Annotated in this window: 10 protein-coding genes and 1 pseudogene; 6 read left to right on the top strand and 5 right to left on the bottom strand. The window is 71.1% G+C overall.

Annotation, left to right across the window (positions count from 1 at the left end; translation table 11 throughout):
- Nucleotides 1–21 precede the first annotated feature (21 nt).
- The 5 genes and pseudogenes from secG to MYK68_RS10285 form a co-directional block, all read left to right on the top strand.
- The gene (gene secG / locus MYK68_RS10305) at nucleotides 22–255 is read left to right on the top strand and encodes a preprotein translocase subunit SecG (RefSeq protein WP_247863565.1); all 234 of its coding nucleotides are present in this window, start codon (nucleotides 22–24) and stop codon (nucleotides 253–255) included.
- A gap of 133 nt (nucleotides 256–388) precedes the next feature.
- Entirely contained in the window at nucleotides 389–3,220 is a 2,832-nt protein-coding gene (gene ppc / locus MYK68_RS10300) for a phosphoenolpyruvate carboxylase (protein WP_247863564.1), read from the top strand.
- A 4-nt stretch (nucleotides 3,221–3,224) separates the two neighbouring features.
- Nucleotides 3,225–6,845 (top strand): DUF3376 domain-containing protein, encoded by a 3,621-nt coding sequence (locus tag MYK68_RS10295; protein ID WP_247867885.1) that lies wholly within the window; start codon nucleotides 3,225–3,227, stop codon nucleotides 6,843–6,845.
- Nucleotides 6,842–8,629 (top strand): cation:proton antiporter domain-containing protein, encoded by a 1,788-nt coding sequence (locus MYK68_RS10290; RefSeq protein WP_247867884.1) that lies wholly within the window; start codon nucleotides 6,842–6,844, stop codon nucleotides 8,627–8,629. Before MYK68_RS10295 ends, MYK68_RS10290 begins: the two co-directional genes overlap by 4 nt.
- A gap of 456 nt (nucleotides 8,630–9,085) precedes the next feature.
- Nucleotides 9,086–9,184, top strand: a pseudogene (locus tag MYK68_RS10285) (helix-turn-helix transcriptional regulator); the annotation flags it as partial.
- 254 nt (nucleotides 9,185–9,438) lie between these two features.
- Here the strand turns inward: MYK68_RS10285 and pgl are convergent.
- From pgl to tkt, 5 genes are read right to left on the bottom strand one after another with little or no spacing between them, the layout of a single operon-like run.
- Nucleotides 9,439–10,158: a 6-phosphogluconolactonase gene (gene pgl, locus MYK68_RS10280; protein ID WP_247868005.1), complete on the bottom strand. Its 720-nt coding sequence runs from the start codon at nucleotides 10,156–10,158 to the stop codon at nucleotides 9,439–9,441.
- A gap of 5 nt (nucleotides 10,159–10,163) precedes the next feature.
- Nucleotides 10,164–11,069: a glucose-6-phosphate dehydrogenase assembly protein OpcA gene (locus MYK68_RS10275; protein ID WP_247867883.1), complete on the bottom strand. Its 906-nt coding sequence runs from the start codon at nucleotides 11,067–11,069 to the stop codon at nucleotides 10,164–10,166.
- A gap of 31 nt (nucleotides 11,070–11,100) precedes the next feature.
- On the bottom strand, nucleotides 11,101–12,639 hold the full coding sequence (gene zwf / locus MYK68_RS10270; protein WP_247867882.1) for a glucose-6-phosphate dehydrogenase: 1,539 nt from the start codon (nucleotides 12,637–12,639) through the stop codon (nucleotides 11,101–11,103).
- Between the two features lie 4 nt (nucleotides 12,640–12,643).
- The gene (gene tal, locus MYK68_RS10265; RefSeq protein ID WP_247867881.1) at nucleotides 12,644–13,762 is read right to left on the bottom strand and encodes a transaldolase; all 1,119 of its coding nucleotides are present in this window, start codon (nucleotides 13,760–13,762) and stop codon (nucleotides 12,644–12,646) included.
- Nucleotides 13,763–13,797: 35 nt separating this feature from the next.
- A complete protein-coding gene (tkt, locus tag MYK68_RS10260) occupies nucleotides 13,798–15,897 on the bottom strand; it encodes a transketolase (protein WP_247867880.1) in 2,100 nt (699 codons plus the stop codon).
- A 244-nt stretch (nucleotides 15,898–16,141) separates the two neighbouring features.
- Between tkt and MYK68_RS10255 the strand changes: the two genes are divergently transcribed.
- The gene (locus MYK68_RS10255; RefSeq protein ID WP_247867879.1) at nucleotides 16,142–17,143 is read left to right on the top strand and encodes a heme o synthase; all 1,002 of its coding nucleotides are present in this window, start codon (nucleotides 16,142–16,144) and stop codon (nucleotides 17,141–17,143) included.
- The last annotated feature ends 19 nt before the right edge of the window (nucleotides 17,144–17,162 follow it).

Below are 17,162 nucleotides of genomic sequence, written 5' to 3'. Positions count from 1 at the left end.
ACCGAACAGGATTCTCGCCTCGTGGAACTCGCACTCTTCATCGGCCTGGCCATCACCAGTGTGCTGCTGATCGTTCTCGTGCTGCTGCACCGGGGCAAGGGCGGCGGCCTGTCGTCGCTGTTCGGCGGCGGCGTGCAGTCGAGCCTGTCCGGTTCGTCGGTGGTCGAGAAGAACCTCGACCGGGCGACCATCTTCATCGGGCTGATCTGGTTCATCATGATCGTGGGCGTGGGCCTGAACATCAAGTACTCGTAGCGCGGTCGCGCGCCGATCGAGCCGCAGAGCCGGGACGCTCCCCCTCGGGGGAACGTCCCGGCTCTCGTCGTCCGGCCCCTGCGACTGGCCGGTCACCCTGCGCCCCGGGAGGGACGGGACGATACTGGGACCCATGGCCGACTTCCCGATCCCCGATCCCGCCGCCATCGACCGCGCACTCCGTACTCCGATGATCGAGCGCATCCGCATCATCGACTCCGGCCGGGCGGCCACCGAGCCGCTGCGGGAGGACATCCGTTTCCTCGGCGGCCTGCTCGGCGACGTGATCAAAGCGCACGCCGGGGAGGAGACCTTCGCCCTGGTCGAGAGCTCGCGCCGGGATGCGTTCGCGATCCGCTACTCCGAGATCAGTCGCGACGACCTGGCGGCGCGGTACACCACGCCGACCGTCCGCGAATTGATGGCGGTGATCCGCGCCTTCTCCAACTTCGCGCTGCTGGCGAACCTGGCCGAGGACCTGCACCGGGAACGACGGCGCCGCATCCACCTGCGTGCCGAGGATCCGCCGCAGCCGTCGAGCCTGGCCCGGACCTTCGAATCGCTGGCCGCGGCCGCGCTGCCGGCGGCCGAGGTGGGCCGCGCCCTGGCGCACGCCGCGGTGGTGCCGGTGATCACCGCCCACCCGACCGAGACCCGGCGGCGCAGCGTGTTCGACGCGCAGAACCGCATCACCGAATTGATGCGGGTGCGGGCCCGCACCGAGCTGACCCCCGCCGAACTGGACCGCATCGACCGCGACATCTACCAGCAGATCCTGATGCTCTGGCAGACCGCGCTGATCCGCCTGCGCCGGCTGACCATCAGCGACGAGATCACCACCGGTCTGCGCTACTACGACGCCTCCTTCTTCGAGGTGGTGCCCCGGCTGAACCGCGACGTCCGCGCCGCGCTGACGGCGGCCTATCCGGACGCCGGTCTCGACGGCCTCTCGATGATCACGATGGGTTCGTGGATCGGCGGCGACCGGGACGGCAACCCGTACGTGACGGCCGAGGTGGTGGCCGAGGCGACCACCAAGGCGGCCGTCGCCGCATTGCGGCACCACCTGGACGAGCTGACCCGGCTCCGGCAGGAACTCGCCATGTCGGCGCGCCTGGTGGCACCGATCACCGACGATCTGCGCGCGCTGTCCGGCCGTGCCGCGGACCACGACGACGAACCGTTCCGGTCGGCACTGCACACCGTCTCGGCGCGCCTGGTGGCGACCATGCTCGAGCTGCTCGGACCCGAATACCTCTCGGCGACCGAGATGTCGTGGGTCGACGGGCACGCCGCGTACACCGGGCCCGGCGAGCTGCTGGCCGACCTCGATGTGATCGATGCGGCGCTGCGGGCCGTCGTCGACGACACGGTGGCCGACAACCGCCTCGGCGCCCTGCGGGAGGCGGTGCACACCTTCGGGTTCCATCTGTCGGGCCTGGACATGCGGCAGAACTCGGAGACGCACGAGCAGGTGGTCGCCGAGTTGCTGGCGTGGGCCGGGGTGTGCGACGACTACGCCGCGCTCGACGAGGCCGCCCGGGTGGCGCTGCTGTCCGAGGAATTGACCTCCCGGCGGCCACTGACGACGCCCGAGGCGCCGCTCAGCGAACTGGCGGCCAAGGAACTCGGGGTCGTCCGGGCGGCCGCGCGGGCCGTGGAGCGATTCGGCCCGGCGGCCGTGCCCACCTACATCATCAGCATGTGCCAGTCGGTGTCGGACATGCTCGAAGCGCTGGTGCTGCTGAAGGAAGCGGGGCTGTACGGCCTCGATACGGCGGGCCGGCCGTCGTCGACGGTGCGGGTGGTGCCGCTGCTGGAGACCATCGAAGACCTCCAGTCCGGTGCCGGGATCATCTCGGCCGCCTGGGACCTGCCGTTCTACCGGACTCTGGTCGACGCCCAGCACGGGGCGCAGGAGATCATGCTCGGCTACTCGGACTCGAACAAGGACGGCGGCTACCTGGCGGCGAACTGGGCGCTGTACCGGGCCGAACTCGACCTGGTCGCCGCGTCCCGGAAGGCCGGGATCGCGCTGCGCCTGTTCCACGGCCGCGGCGGGACCGTCGGCCGCGGCGGCGGACCCAGCTACGACGCGATCCTCGCCCAGCCGCCGGGCGCCGTGCAGGGGTCGCTGCGGCTCACCGAACAGGGCGAGATCATCGCGGCCAAGTACGCCGAGCCGGTCGGCGCCCGCCGCAACCTGGAGACGCTGCTGGCGGCCACCCTGGAGTCGACGCTGCTCGACATCGAGGGCCTGGACGACTCCGCGGAGGCCTACCGGGTGCTCGACGAGCTCGCGGCGCTCGCGCGGGCGTCGTACAGCGACCTGGTGCATCACACGCCCGGCTTCGTCGAGTACTTCACCGACTCGACGCCGCTGTCGGAGATCGGCGCCCTGAACATCGGGAGCCGGCCGACGTCCCGGAAGCAGACCACCGCGATCTCGGATCTGCGGGCCATCCCGTGGGTGCTGTCGTGGACGCAGTGCCGGGTGATGCTGCCCGGCTGGTACGGCACCGGCAGCGCCTTCGCCACCTGGATCGGCGACGACGACGGGCGGCTCGCGCAGCTGTCCGAGTACTACCGGACCTGGCCGTTCTTCCGGTCGGTGATGAGCAACATGGCGCAGGTGCTCGCCAAGTCGGATCTGGGGCTGGCCGCGCGCTACGCCGACCTGGTGCCCGATGCCGATCTGCGCGCGCGGGTCTTCGGGATGATCGCCGTCGAACACGAGCGGACGCTGGAGATGTACACCAGGATCACCGGCACCGACGACCTGCTCGCCGACAACGACGCGCTCAAACGGTCGGTGTACAACCGCTTCCCGTATCTGGAACCGCTGAATCTGATGCAGATCGAGCTGCTCCGCCGGTTCCGCGGCGGTGAGGACACCCCGGAGATCCGCCGCGCCATCCAGCTGACCATGAACGGCCTCGCGACCGCGCTGCGGAACAGCGGGTAGTCCAATGACCGCCCCGTCGCCGCACCCGCGCCGCACTCTCCGGCTGGCGCTGGCGCTGCGCGGCGGCGTGTCGCTGGCGGTCTGGATCGGCGGCGCGGTGGCCGAGCTGGACCTGTTCCGGCGCGCGTCGTTGCGGGACGACACGGGCGATCATCTGCCAGCGGAGTTCTTCCTGCCCGCCGAACGCGGGCGCGTCGAGATGTACCGGACGCTGCTGGCCGACAGCGGCTTCGACAAGGTGGAGATCGACATCCTCGCCGGGGCCAGCGCCGGGGGGCTGAACGCGGTGCTGCTCGGGGTGTCTCAGGGCATCGGCATTCCGCTCGACGGCCCGGCGCACCGCACCTGGATCCAGGACGGCGGGATCTGGGAACTGCTGTGGCATCCCGGGTTCGGCCGTATCCGGTCGATCCTCAGCGGCGACGGCCGCTTCTTCCACGTGGCCCGGACCGCGCTCGAGCGGATCGCCGGGGACGGCACCGCGCTGCCGACGCAGCAGCAGACGGCGTTCTCGGCGACCGACATCACTGTGGATCTCGCGGCCACCGTCGTCGGCCGGGGCCCGGACGCGGGCGGCTACGCCGGGAACGACGCGCAGGTGCGGGATCACGACCATCGGGCCGGTTTCACCTTCACCTCCCGGCCGGGCCGCCTCGCCACCGGCTTCTCGACCGTCCCGCAGCCCGACGAGGACAGCGTGGCGGACTTCCGCACCGCGCTCGACCTGCTCGCGCTGGCGGCGCGCGCGTCGTCGTCGTTCCCGGGCGCGTTCGAGGCGGCGTCGATCTACTCCGCCGTCGCCGACGACGGATCGGCGGTACCCGGCGAGGCCACCGGGCCCGGCGGCCGGGGCGATCGGCCCCGGGACGGCCGGCTCGGGCACAACGCCGCGGGCGTCTTTCCGCTCGCCGATGTGGTGCCCGCCGGATCGGCGATGGCGCAGAGCGTGTCGTTCCGGGTGATCGACGGCGGCATCTTCGACAACATCCCCGTCGACCGGGCGATGCGCGCGATCCAGCGTGCGCCGTCGTCGGACTGCACCACCCGCCGCCTGATCTACCTGGATCCGAGTCCGGCGCTGCGGATCGAGACGCCGCGCCGCCGCGCCGATCCCACCTGGCTGAACATGCTGGTCACGGCCGGAATGCTGAAGATCCGCAAGGAGTCGGCCGACGACGAACTCGATCTGGTGCGCGGCGGCAACGAGGAACTGCTGCGTCAGCGGTCCCGGGTCGCCGCGCTCGCCGGGGCGGAGGGCGAGATCCCGCTGCTGGGTGCGGTGACCGCCCGGCGATATGCCCGCGCGCGGATCGGGCCGGATGCGCGGCGGCTCGCCCGGCTGCTGCGTGAGCCCTGGGTGGAGGTGCCCGTCCGGCCGCCCGGCTGGGCCGCGCCCGGCCCGATCACCGCGCTGCACGCGGCCGGCCGTACGGACGTGCTCACCCTGGGCGACCGGCTGACCGCGCGCTACGGTGCGTCGCCGGCGCCGGATCTCTCCGGCGACCTGCAGGCGGTGATCGACGGAATCGCTCTGCTGATCCTCTGGCTGCGGGAGATCGACGCCGCCACCGATCGGCCGCCGGCCCTGCTCCCGGTGCGCAAGGCGCAGCTCTACCGGATGCTGATCACCGCGCTGCTCGCCCGGCGCGAGGCCGTCTACCGGCCGGTCGTGACCGCGATCGGGCCGGACGGGACACTCGACGGACTGTCGGCGGCGCTGGACGCCGCCGCGCGGCAGCAGCGCGAACTGCGGATGTCGGACGCACTGTGGACGACGATCGGTGCCGCCGAGACCGGGGCGCCGGCCGAAGGCCGGTTCCTCACCGCCCTCGGCGACGGACTGACCTTCGGCGGTACCGGTACACCGCTGATCGACAGGCTGTTCCGGCGGCTCGACGAGCTGATGGCCGAGTTTCGCACGACGGCGTTCGCGCCCGCGGAGCCCGCCCAGTGGTGGTCGGGCTCGATCTGGCGGCGGGTGGCCGACGGCTCACTCGACGCACCCGGCATGGACGCGCGGCAGGCGCGTGCGCTGGTGCGCACGATGGCGATCATCGAGCTCTCGGGCACCGATGCGATCGTCGCCTTCGCCTCGATCAGCGGCACCCAGCGGCCCGCGGTGATGACCGGTGCCGTCGACGCCGCCGACCGGAATCTCTGGATCCGCCGCTGGCTGCGCGAGGTCCCGCGGGACCGGGCGCTGCTGCCGGAATGGCGCACGGGGGTGCACGCGGTGATCGATCAGGGCGAGCACCGGCCGCTGGCGGCGTCGAGCAAGCTCGCCGGAACGAGTATCGCGAACTTCAGCGGCTTCCTGGACTGGCGCTGGCGCGCCAACGACTGGCGGTGGGGCCGCCTCGACGCGGCGGCCGGAATCGTCGGCATCCTCGACGACGCCGGCGCGGACAACCGGACCGCGCGTGCCGCGTCCGTCGTCGTCGATCACCGCGTGGCCGACTTGCAGCGCGGTGTCCTCGAACAGGAGGAGACGTTCACCGACGGTGCGGGCGGTACGTGGCGCATGCCGGAGCTGAGCTACTCGTTCGCCGATCTGTCGCCGCAATACCGGTATTCGCTGGCGGCCCGGCTCGGCCCGCTGGTGGGGCGGGCACTCGCGCCGCGTGCCCGGACCCGCTGGACGCCGGCCGGGCAACTCGGCCGCGCCGCCGTGCTGCTCGCGCGCATCGTGGCGTTCCCGCTGCTCTTCCTCGCCGAACCGCTCCGGTTCGCGGCGGTCGGCGCGACGGTGCTCACCGCGGTCGCGCTCGGGCACGCCCTCTCGGCCAGCGCCCAGCGGCCCGATGCCGCCGGTGTGGCCGCGACGCAGATCACGGTGGGTGCGGTGCTGGCGATCGTCGCGCCGGCGATTCTGTGGTCGGCGTTTCGCGGGCGACGACGGCGACGTCTGTTGCGGGAAGCGATCGACGGGGCGGCCGGCGGGCCGTCGTCGGCCTGGCACACCGATCTCGACTACGCCGAGGAGTCGACGCGGCGGGCGGTGACGGCCACGTGGGTGCTCGCCGGGCTCGCGCTGACGGGCGGGCTGGCGCTGGCCGGGGCCGGCGTCGCGGCCGCGGTGGGCACGCTCGACGCGAGCCGCTCCCTGTACCCGGAGGGCTGGGTGCTGATCGGTGCGGTGGTGCTCGGGCTGGTGGCGGGAGCGTCGGCACGTGCCCGGACGGTGCCCGCCGACCTCCCGAGGCCGGCGCGTCGTCCGTGGCATGCGAGTCCGGTCAACTGGGCGGCATGCCTGCTCGTCACGGCGGCCGGGGCCGCATGCACGGCACCGTGGTGGCCGGGCCGGCCGTGGCGGGTCGACGCCGCCGCCCTCTGGCCCGCGCTGGCGGCGTTGGTCGCCGCGATCCTGATCTGGCTCGCGCTGCACGGGTGGGCGCAGCGGGACTGGCTGGACAGCCTCGTGATCGGCGGTGCGCTGCTCACCGCCGGGGCGGCGGCGGCCGCGCACGCGGCCGGGGCGTCGTCGACGACGGTGATCGCCGGGGTGCCGTGCGCACTGTTCTTCCTGCTGCTCGGGGCCGGTTCGGGCACGATCGCTCACCGCGACCGGGGCTACGGGGAGGAGCCGGTCATAGCGCCGATAACGGACACTAGAATGATCCCATGACTCTGGTGGCGATCTACGTCGCGGTCGTGTTCGGCTGCGGCCTGGTCGCCAGACTGCTGCGGCTGCCGCCGCTGATCGGCTTCCTCGCGGCGGGCTTCATCCTCAACGCCGCCGGGGTGGAGAAGCTGACCGGCATCGATGAGATCGCCGAGATCGGTGTGATGCTGCTCCTCTTCGCGATCGGCCTGCAACTGGATCTGCGGTCGCTGATCAAGAAGGAGGTGTGGCTCGGCTCCACCGTGCACATGGTGCTGATGTCCGTGGTCGGCGTCGGCTTCCTGTCGCTGTTGTCCCTGGCCGGCGCCTTCGGACCGGAGTCGCTGCGGGTCCTGGTGGCGATCGCGTTCGTGCTGTCGTTCTCCAGCACCATCGTCGCGGTCAAGGTGCTGCAGGAACGCGGCGACGAGCAGGCGCTGTACGGGCGCGTGGTGATCGGTGTGCTCGTGATGCAGGACATCGGCGCGGTGGTGCTGATGTCGGTCTCGCAGGGCAAGCCACCGAGTCCGTGGGCGCTGACGCTGCTGGTGGTCGTGCCGGTGATCTCCTGGAGCACCCGCTACTGGAACCGGCTCGGTCACGGCGAGATGGAAGTGCTGTTCGGCATCGGGATGGCGCTGATTCCCGGGTATCTGCTGTTCACCGCGGTCGGGCTGTCCGGGAGTCTGGGCGCGCTGATCATGGGGATCACGCTGGCGCGCAACCCGGGCGCCGACCAGCTGTCGAACGCGCTGTTCCGGATCAAGGATCTGCTGCTGGTCGGCTTCTTCGTGGCGATCGGCTTCCACGGGATCCCGACCTGGGTGAATCTCGGACTGGGCGCGGCGCTGCTGGTCCTGCTGCCGGTGCAGGCGGTGGGCTACTGGGCGCTGCTGTGGCTGTTCGGGCTGCGCAACCGGACCGCGCTGCTGGCCGCCCTCGCACTCGCGAACTACTCCGAGTTCGGGCTCATCATCGCCGAGGTCGGCGCCGACGACGGCTGGCTGTCCGAGAGCTGGCTGCTGACCCTGGTGGTCGCCGTGTCCGGCGGCTTCGTGGTGGCAGGCTTCCTGAACCCGACCAGCGTGTCCGGGGTGTCCCGGCTGGCGCGGCGACTGCCCGCGCGCCATCCCGACCGGCTGCACCCGGAGGACCGGCCGATCGACATCGGCGACGCCGAGGCCGTCGTGCTCGGCATGGGGCGAGTCGGTTCCGCGGTGTACCGGCAGCTGGCCGACGAGTACGGCTACCGGACGCTCGGCGTCGAGCACGACCCGAATCGCACCGCCTATCTGGAGGAACGCGGCTACCAGGTGATCGAGGGCGACGCCACCGACTACGACTTCTGGACGCGGATGGTCGACACCGGCGGCGTCATCATGATCGTGCTGGCCATGCCCGCGCAGTACGCCAACATCGAGGCGCTGCGCGAACTGCGGCGCATCGGACACAGCGGCGCCGTCGTCGCGTCGGTGGCGCTGTACCGCGAGGACGTGCGCGAACTCGAGGAACTCGGGATCGACGTGGTGATCCACCTGTACCAGGGTGCCGGTGAGGCGCTCGCCGACCGGGCCGTCGAGGCCGTCCGCGCCCAGGGCGGCGAGTCCGCCGCGGCCGGGGCGACCGGACCCGTCGCGACCCCGACCGCCGGTACGGCGGAAACGGGCGACGCGGAGACCGGCGACGCCGCCGAGACCGGGGACGCCCTCGCCGCGCCGCTGGTCCTGGACCGCCACATGATCGGCAACCGCGAGGCCCGCATCCGCGACGACACCCGGATGCCCGGCGAGCCGGGCCCCCTCTCGTAGCAGCGTCGCGACACGGTGGCAGCGTGTCGTTCCCGGAAGCAGCGCCCGCGAGCCCTGACTCCGGACCACGAGGCGACGCTAGGGGGTGGCTCGGAGGTCGATCGGACTCCACGGGCCGGTGGGCCCTCTGCATGACAACAGCACTACGGCGAGTCACGATCGATATATGCGCGCGTGACCGCCCACAGCGCCGCCATCGTCCGAGGGCCGGCCCCGACCGAGGGGGTCGTTTCGACTCGCCACCTCGCCCTTTCGGGCTCGGCGTCGGCTCAACGGGCTGTTGAGGCGGTCGTCATCAACCTGTTGAGCTGACCGTCATCAGCCCGTTGAGCCGGTCAAGCCGCTAGGCGCAGACCGTGTCGAAACGGTCCCGAACACGTGCGGATCGTCGACTACCACTGAAGGGAGCAGCGAGTGGACGTGATCAGCCATCCCGGCGAGCACTTGCGGGAGTACATGGACGACTACGCGCTGTCGCAGCGCGGGCTCGCGCAACATCTCGGCGTATCGGTACGGACCGTGCATGAGATCGTGCACGGACAGCGCGGCGTGTCCGCCGAGATATCCCTTCGGCTCGGCCGCCTATTCGGCCAGAGCGATCTGTTCTGGCTGAATCCAGATGGACTACGACCTGCAGCGCGCCCGCGGCCGGGTCGATCTCTCGGCGATCACGCCGCTCGCCGGGTAGCGGCGCTCCCGCAACACCCGGCTCACCGATCTCATCGGACAGGGGTCGTTTCAACGATGCGGCGTCGAAGGGCTCCCTATCAGGCTCGGGTCGGCTCAACGGGCGGCAGGAGGCCTCGTGCTCAGAGCAGGGAGGCGGCGGCGGTGTCGAGGAACCAGACGGTGCGCTCGGTGCCGTGCGCGCCCGCGCACGGCCAGTCCGCGCGGGCGGCGCCGGCGGCGGCCGCGGCCACCGCTTCGGCCTTCTCGCCGCCGGAGACCAGGAACCAGACCTCACGGGAACGGTTGATCACCGGGAAGGTCAGGGTGATCCGGCGGGGCGGCGGCTTCGGCGAATCCACCACGGCCACCGCGGGCGCGGTCTCCTCGGCCGTCGCCGCGGAATGCGGGAACAGCGAGTTGATGTGACCTTCGCCGCCCATGCCGAGCAAGTGCACGTCGAAGCGCAGATCGTCGCCGATCAGCCCGGCGTACGCGCGCGCGGCGGCGTCGATGTCGTCGCCGAACTCACCGTCCGAGGCAGCCATCGGGTGGACCCGCGCCGGATCGACCGGCACCAGATCGAGGAGCGCCTCGCGCGCCTGCCGTTCGTTGCGTTCCGGGTCCCCGGCGGGCAGAAAGCGCTCGTCGCCCCAGTACAGCTCGACGCGCGACCAGTCGACGGCCGCCGCGTCCGCGGCCAGCGCCCGGAGCAGGCCGATGCCGTTGGAACCGCCGGTCAGCGCGATCGTCGCGAGACCGCGAGCCCGCTGCGCGCGGCCGATCGCGTCGACCAGCCGGGCGGTCGCCGTCGCGACCAGGTCGGTGGAGGTGGGGAATACCAGGTGCTCGGTCTCGCTCACGGTGCTCACTTTCCGATCGTGACGCCGGAGAGGCCGTCCAGCGCGCGGCGATAGACGACGTCGGCGTCGAGGCGCCGCAGCTCCTCGGCGAGGCATTCGGCGGTGGTCCGCCGGTGGAACGGCGCGCGGCCGTCCGGGTGGCCGGGGGAGTGCAGGACGCCGTCGATCCCGTCGACGGTCATCTCCAGCACCCCGTCGGGCCGGGTGAGCCGGATACTCCAGCGGCCGGTTCCGCGGGTCACCGGCACGCCGAGCTCACCGGCCAGCCAGCCGGCGAACAGGTCGACCGAGGGGAGGCGCGACGGGCCGGTGGCGCTCGCCGACAGGATCGGCTGGTGCGGCGGCCGATCGAGTGCCGAGACGAGTGTCGCCCGGAACGGGGTGATCGCCGACCATGCCAGATCGGTGTCGCCGGGGCTGTACGTGGCGCGCCGGGCCTCGAGGAACGCCCACGGGTCGGGGGCGTTGCGCGCATCGGTGATGCGCCGCGACGCCAGTTTGCCCAGCGGATCGGCGGACAGGCAGTCGGGCGCGGCCCCCGGCCACCAGGTCACCACCGGGGTGTCGGGCAGCAGGAACGGCGTGACCACCGCGTGCGCGTGGCCGGCCAGTTCGCCGGACAAGGTCAGCAGCACCACCTCGGAGGCGCCGGCGTCGCCGCCGACGCGGATCTCGGCGTCCAGGCGCACCGGCACCGACCGATCCCCGCGGATCACCACGATCACGCGGCACGGGTGCTCACGACTCACCTCGTTGGCGACCGCGACGGCGGTCTCGGCGACCTCTCCGGGCTCGGTGTCGATGAGCAGGGTGAGGACGCGCCCGACGGTCACCTCGCCGCCGCTGTTGCGCATCCGGACCAGCTTCTTGCTGACCTCCTGGGTGGAGGTGTCGGGCAGTTCGACGATCATTCGCGCGTCCTCCGCATCTCCGGCGCCCCGGTCACGGCCGCCGCCAGCTGCGGCCGGAGCGTTCCATCATCTCGTCGGCGCACTCCGGTCCCCAGGTCCCGGCCTCGTAGGTCTCCGGCGGCTCCGGCGAGGCGGCCCAGGTGTCGAGCACCGGGTCGAGGATCTCCCAGCTGAGCTCCACCTCCTCGTTCACCGGGAACAGCGACGGCTCGCCCAGCAGGACGTCGAGCAGGAGCCGTTCGTAGGCCTCCGGCGAACTGACCGTGAACGCCTCGCCGTAGCTGAAGTCCATGTTGACGTCGCGGACCTCCATCCCGGTGCTGGGCACCTTGGCGCCGAAGCGGATGTTGACGCCCTCGTCCGGCTGGATCCGGATCACCATCGCGTTCTGGCCGAGTTCGGCGGTCATCGACGCGTCGAACGGCAGATGCGGCGCCCGCTTGAAGATCAGCGCGATCTCGGTGACGCGCTTGCCGAGCCGCTTGCCGGTGCGCAGGTAGAACGGCACCCCGGCCCAGCGCCGGGTGTCGACCTCCACCGCGATCGCGGCGTAGGTCTCGGTGGTCGAATCGGGGGAGAAGCCCTCCTCGAGCAGCCCGGGCACCTTCTCCGAGCCCTGCCAGCCGGGACCGTACTGGCCGCGCGCCGAGTTCTCGGCGATCGGCTCGATGTTCCGGGTCGAGATGAGCACCTTGATCTTCTCGACCTGCAACTCGCGCGGCGAGAACGAGATCGGCTCCTCCATGGCGACCAGCGCCAGCAACTGCAACAGGTGGTTCTGGATCACATCGCGGGCGGCGCCGATGCCGTCGTAGTACCCGGCCCGGCCGCCCAGGCCGATGTCCTCGGCCATGGTGATCTGCACGTGATCGATGTAGTGACTGTTCCACACCGGCTCGAACAGCTGGTTCGCGAAGCGCAGCGCCAGGATGTTCTGCACCGTCTCCTTGCCCAGATAGTGGTCGATACGGAACACCGATTCCTCGGGGAAGACGCTGTTCACCAGGGCGTTGAGCTGCCGGGCCGACTCGAGGTCGTGCCCGAACGGCTTCTCGATCACCACGCGCTGCCAGGTGTCGGGCACGTCGGACGTCGCCATCCCGGTGCGCTTGAGCTGCTGCAGCACCGTGGGGAAGGCGTTCGGCGGGATCGCGAGGTAAAACGCGTGGTTGCCGTCGGTGCCGCGCTCGGAATCCAGCTCCGCGAGCGTGTCCCGCAGCAGATCGAACGCGGCATCGTCCTCGAACGACCCCTCGACGAACCGCATGCCCTCGGCGAGCTTGGCCCACTGGGCCTCCCGGAAACCGGTCCGCGAGCGCTCCTCGACGTCCTTCTTGACGAACTCCGCGAAGTCCTCGTGGTCCCACTCGCGCCGGGCGAACCCGACGAGCGCGAAACTCGGCGGGAGCAGCCCGCGATTGGCCAGGTCGTAGATGGCCGGCATCAGTTTGCGCCGCGACAGATCACCGGTGATGCCGAAGATCACCAGCGCGCACGGACCGGCGATCTGCGGCAGCCTCCGATCGTCCGGGTCGCGGAGCGGATTGACCCATCCGCCGGAGGCCGGCACGCCGCTAGCCCTTCGCGGCGGCGAGCTGGGCGGCGGTGGCGCTGAGCAGCTCGCTCCAGGCGACCTCGAACTTGTCGACGCCCTCGGCCTCGAGGACCTCGAAGACCTCCGGCAGATTCACGCCGATCTCGGCGAGCGCGGTGAAGACCGCCCGGGACTCCGCCTCCTTGCCGATGATCGAGTCGGTGTCCACCCAGCCGTGGTCGGCGAAGGCCTCCATGGTCTTGCCGGGCATGGTGTTGACCGTGTCCGGCGCCACCAGCTCGCTGACGTACAGCGTGTCGGCGTAGTCCGGGTTCTTCACCCCGGTCGACGCCCACAGGGCGCGCTGCGGCCGTGCGCCGTGCGCCTTCAGGTCCGGGAACCGGACGCCGAACTCGAAGACCTCGCGGTAGGTGGCGTAGGCGAGGCGGGCGTTGGCCAGCCCGGCCTTGCCGCGCAGCGCCAGCGCCTCGGGGGTGCCGATCGCGTCGAGCCTCTTGTCGATCTCGGTGTCCACCCGGGACACGAAGAACGAGGCCACCGACTCGATCCGGGCGATGTCGTGCCCGTTCTCCAGCGCCGCGTCGAGCCCGTTCAGGTAGGCCTCGATCACCTCGCGGTAGCGCTCCACCGAGAAGATCAGGGTCACGTTGACGCTGATGCCCTCGGCCAGCACCCGGGTGATGGCCGGCAGGCCGGCCTTGGTCGCCGGGATCTTGATGAGCGCGTTGGGGCGGTCCACCAGGTTCCACAGTTCGACGGCCTGCGCGACGGTGGCGTCGGTGTCGTGCGCCAGGCGCGGATCCACCTCGATCGAGACGCGGCCGTCGACGCCGGCCGAGTCGGTGAACACCTGCTCGAACACCCCGCACGCCCGGCGGACGTCGTCGGTGGTGATCGTGGTGATCGCGGTGTCGACGTCGGCGCCCGAGCCGGCGAGCTGCGCGATCTGCGCGTCGTACATGCTCGATCCGGCCAGCGCGGCCTGGAAGATCGCCGGGTTGGTGGTCACACCGACCACCGACCGGCTGTCGATCTGGTCCTGCAGCGCACCCGAGTCGAGCAGGTCGCGGGACAGATCGTCGAGCCAGACCGAGACGCCCGCGGCGGACAGTTCGGCCAGTTTCGGATTCTGCGTCATGGGGGTTCCTCCGATTCGTCCGGTACGGGTGGGAGTCAGCGGCCGAGCAGACGGCGGGCCGCCGCGGCGACCGCGTCGGCGGTGATGCCGAACTCCTCGTACAGCTTCTGGTAGGGAGCCGAGGCGCCGAAGTGCTCGAGCGAGACGATCTCGCCGGTCGACTCGGAGATTCCGCCGCCGCCGTGCACCAGCCGGTACCACGGCATGGCGATGCCGGCCTCGACGACGACGCGCGGCACACCAGCCGGCAGCACCGAATCGCGATACGCCTGGTCCTGCTCATCGAACCACTCGATCGACGGCATCGAGACCACGCGGGCCGCGACGCCCTCGGCGGCCAGCGCCTCGGCGGCCTCGACGGCCAGCGCGACCTCCGAGCCGGTGCCGATGAGGACCACCTCGGGGGCGACCGCCGGATCGGACAGCACGTAGCCGCCGCGGGCCACGCCCTCGTACGACGTCCCGGCCAGCACCGGCACATTCTGGCGGGTCAGCGCCAGACCGACCGGGGTACGGCGACGGCCGAGCAGGTGACGCCAGGCGTGTGCGGTCTCGTTGGCGTCGGCCGGCCGGACCACGTCCAGGCCGGGGATCGCGCGCAGTGCGGCCAGGTGCTCCACCGGCTGATGGGTGGGGCCGTCCTCACCGAGGCCGATCGAGTCGTGGGTCCAGACGTAGATCGGGTCGATCTGCATCAGGGCGGCGAGCCGCACCGCGGGACGCATGTAGTCGGCGAACTGCAGGAAGGTGCCGGCGTACGGGCGGGTCGGCCCGTGCAGCACGATGCCGTTGAGGATGGCGCCCATCGCGTGCTCGCGGATGCCGAAGTGCAGGGTGCGGCCGTACGGGTCGGCGGTCCAGGTGGAGGTGCTGATCGACGCCGGGCCGAACGACGTCGCGCCGTCCATGGTGGTGTTGTTGGAACCGGCCAGGTCGGCCGAGCCGCCCCACAGCTCCGGCAGTACCGGACCCAGCGCGGAGAGCACCTTGCCCGACGCCGAGCGGGTGGCGACGGCCTTGTCGCCGGCCTCCCATGACGGCAGCGCGTCGGTCCAGCCCTCCGGCAGCGCCTCGGCGTACAGCCGGTCGAACAGCGCCTTGCGCTCGCCGTTGGCGGCGGCCCAGGCGTCGAACTCGACCTGCCAGGCGGCCCGCTCGGTGGCGGCGCGATCGGCGAGTGCGCGGGTGTGCGCGATCACCTCGGCCGGCACCTCGAAGCTCTGCTCGGGATCGAAGCCGAGAATCTTCTTGGTGGCGGCGACCTCGTCGGCGCCCAGCGCGCTGCCGTGCGAGGCGCCGGTGTTCATCTTGGTCGGAGCCGGCCACGCGATGATGGTGCGGATGAGGATGATCGACGGCTTGTCGGTGACGCTCTTGGCGTGCTCGACGGCCTTCTCGATCGCGACGATGTCCTCGCCGCCCTCGATGTGCTGCACGTCCCAGCCGTACGACTCGTAGCGCTTACCGGTGTCCTCGGTGAGGGCGATCTGGGTGTCGTCCTCGATGGAGATGTGGTTCTGGTCGTAGAAGACGATCAGATTGCCGAGTTCCTGGGTGCCGGCCAGCGACGACGCCTCGGAGGTGACGCCCTCCTCGATGTCGCCGTCGGAGGCGATCACGTAGACGTGGTGGTCGAAGGGGCTGTCGCCGGCCGGGGCGTCCGGATCGAACAGGCCGCGCTCGCGGCGGGCCGCCATCGCCATGCCCACCGCCGACGCCAGACCCTGGCCGAGCGGACCGGTGGTGATCTCGACGCCCTTGGTGTGGCGGTACTCGGGGTGGCCCGGGGTCAGCGAATCCCAGGTGCGCAGCGCCTCGAGGTCGCCCAGTTCCAGGCCGAAACCGCCGAGGTACAGCTGGATGTACTGGGTGAGGCTGGAGTGGCCGCAGGAGAGGACGAAGCGGTCGCGGCCGACCCACTCCGGATCCTTCGGGTCGTGCCGCATCACACGCTGGTAGAGGGTGTACGCCAGCGGGGCCAGGCTCATCGCCGTGCCCGGGTGACCGCTTCCGCAATGCTGGACCGCGTCCGCCGCGAGCAGCCGGGCGGTGTCGACCGCCCGGGTGTCCACGTCAGTCCAATCGTCAGGGTGTACCTGCTTGGTCAGCTCGGCGATCTGTTCTGTAGCGGTCACGGTTCGGGGATCTCCTGAGGGTGTGAAACGGCTGATTCCCCCAGCCTAGGGCATAGGGCCGACGTTCGTCCGGCCAGGACGGGCCGATCGCGCGCGGCGGACCCGATTCTCCGCTCCGCCGCGCGAGGGCTACCATTCGAGGCGAAGCAGCCCTTCGGGAGAACTCTCCGTGGTGGCTGGCGTGCGCGCCGGTGCGCACTTCTCGAGCAGGCAAGGGAGCCAGGCGTTGAAGATCGGGCAAAGCGTGGATTCAGACGCTTCCGCCAGCGACTCCTCGTCGTCCCCGGATCCCGCGGCGGCACCGGCAGTACCGGCGACGATCCCGGCCCGGATCAAGGCCACGGCGGGCGCCTACATCGCGCTCACCAAGCCCCGGGTGATCGAGTTGCTGCTGGTCTCGACCATCCCGGTGATGCTGCAAGCCCACCGCGGGCACGTCGACATCGTGCTGATCCTGGTCACCGTCGTCGGCGGCTGGATGGGCGCGGCGAGCGCCAACAGCCTGAACATGGTCGCCGACGCGGATATCGACCAGAAGATGAAGCGCACCCAGCGCCGGCCGCTGGCCCGGCACGCGGTGCCGGTGCGCAACGCGCTGATCTTCGGCATCGTGCTCGCCGCCGCGTCGTTCGTGACGCTGTACTACGGCACGGCCGACGACGCCGGGCACCGCTCGTTCCTGCCGTCGATCCTGGTGATGATCACCATCGCGTTCTACGTGTTCGTGTACACGCTGATCCTCAAGCGGCGGACCTGGCAGAACGTGATCTGGGGCGGCGCCGCCGGGTGCATGCCGGCGCTGATCGGCTGGGCGGCGGTGACGCACAGCCTCAGCTGGCAGCCGTTCGTGATGTTCCTGGTGGTCTTCTTCTGGACCCCGCCGCACACCTGGGCGCTGGCCTGGCGCTACCGCGAGGACTACGCGGCCGCGGGCGTGCCGATGCTGCCGGTGATCGCCACCCCGGAGCGGGTGACCCGCGAGATGCTGATCTACACCTGGCTGACCGTGCTCACCTCCTTCGCGCTGATCCCGGTGACCAGCTGGATCTACCTGGTGGTCGCGGTCGGCACCGGCGCCTGGTTCCTCTGGTACGTCACCAAGCTGTACGTGAACACCCGGCGCGGCGCCGAGGTGAAGCCGCTGAAGATCTTCCTCAAGTCCAACGAATACCTGGCCCTGCTGTTCTGCGGTCTCGCGGTCGACGCGGTGCTGAACCTGCCGACCATCTCGTCATACTTCTCCTGACCGGCGCCCGTCTGGGACA

Origin of the sequence: Gordonia sp. PP30, assembly GCF_023100845.1 — a bacterium.
Lineage (GTDB): Bacteria > Actinomycetota > Actinomycetes > Mycobacteriales > Mycobacteriaceae > Gordonia.
The sequence above is the reverse complement of the archived record's forward strand: the minus strand, read 5'-3'. Positions and strand labels throughout refer to the sequence as shown.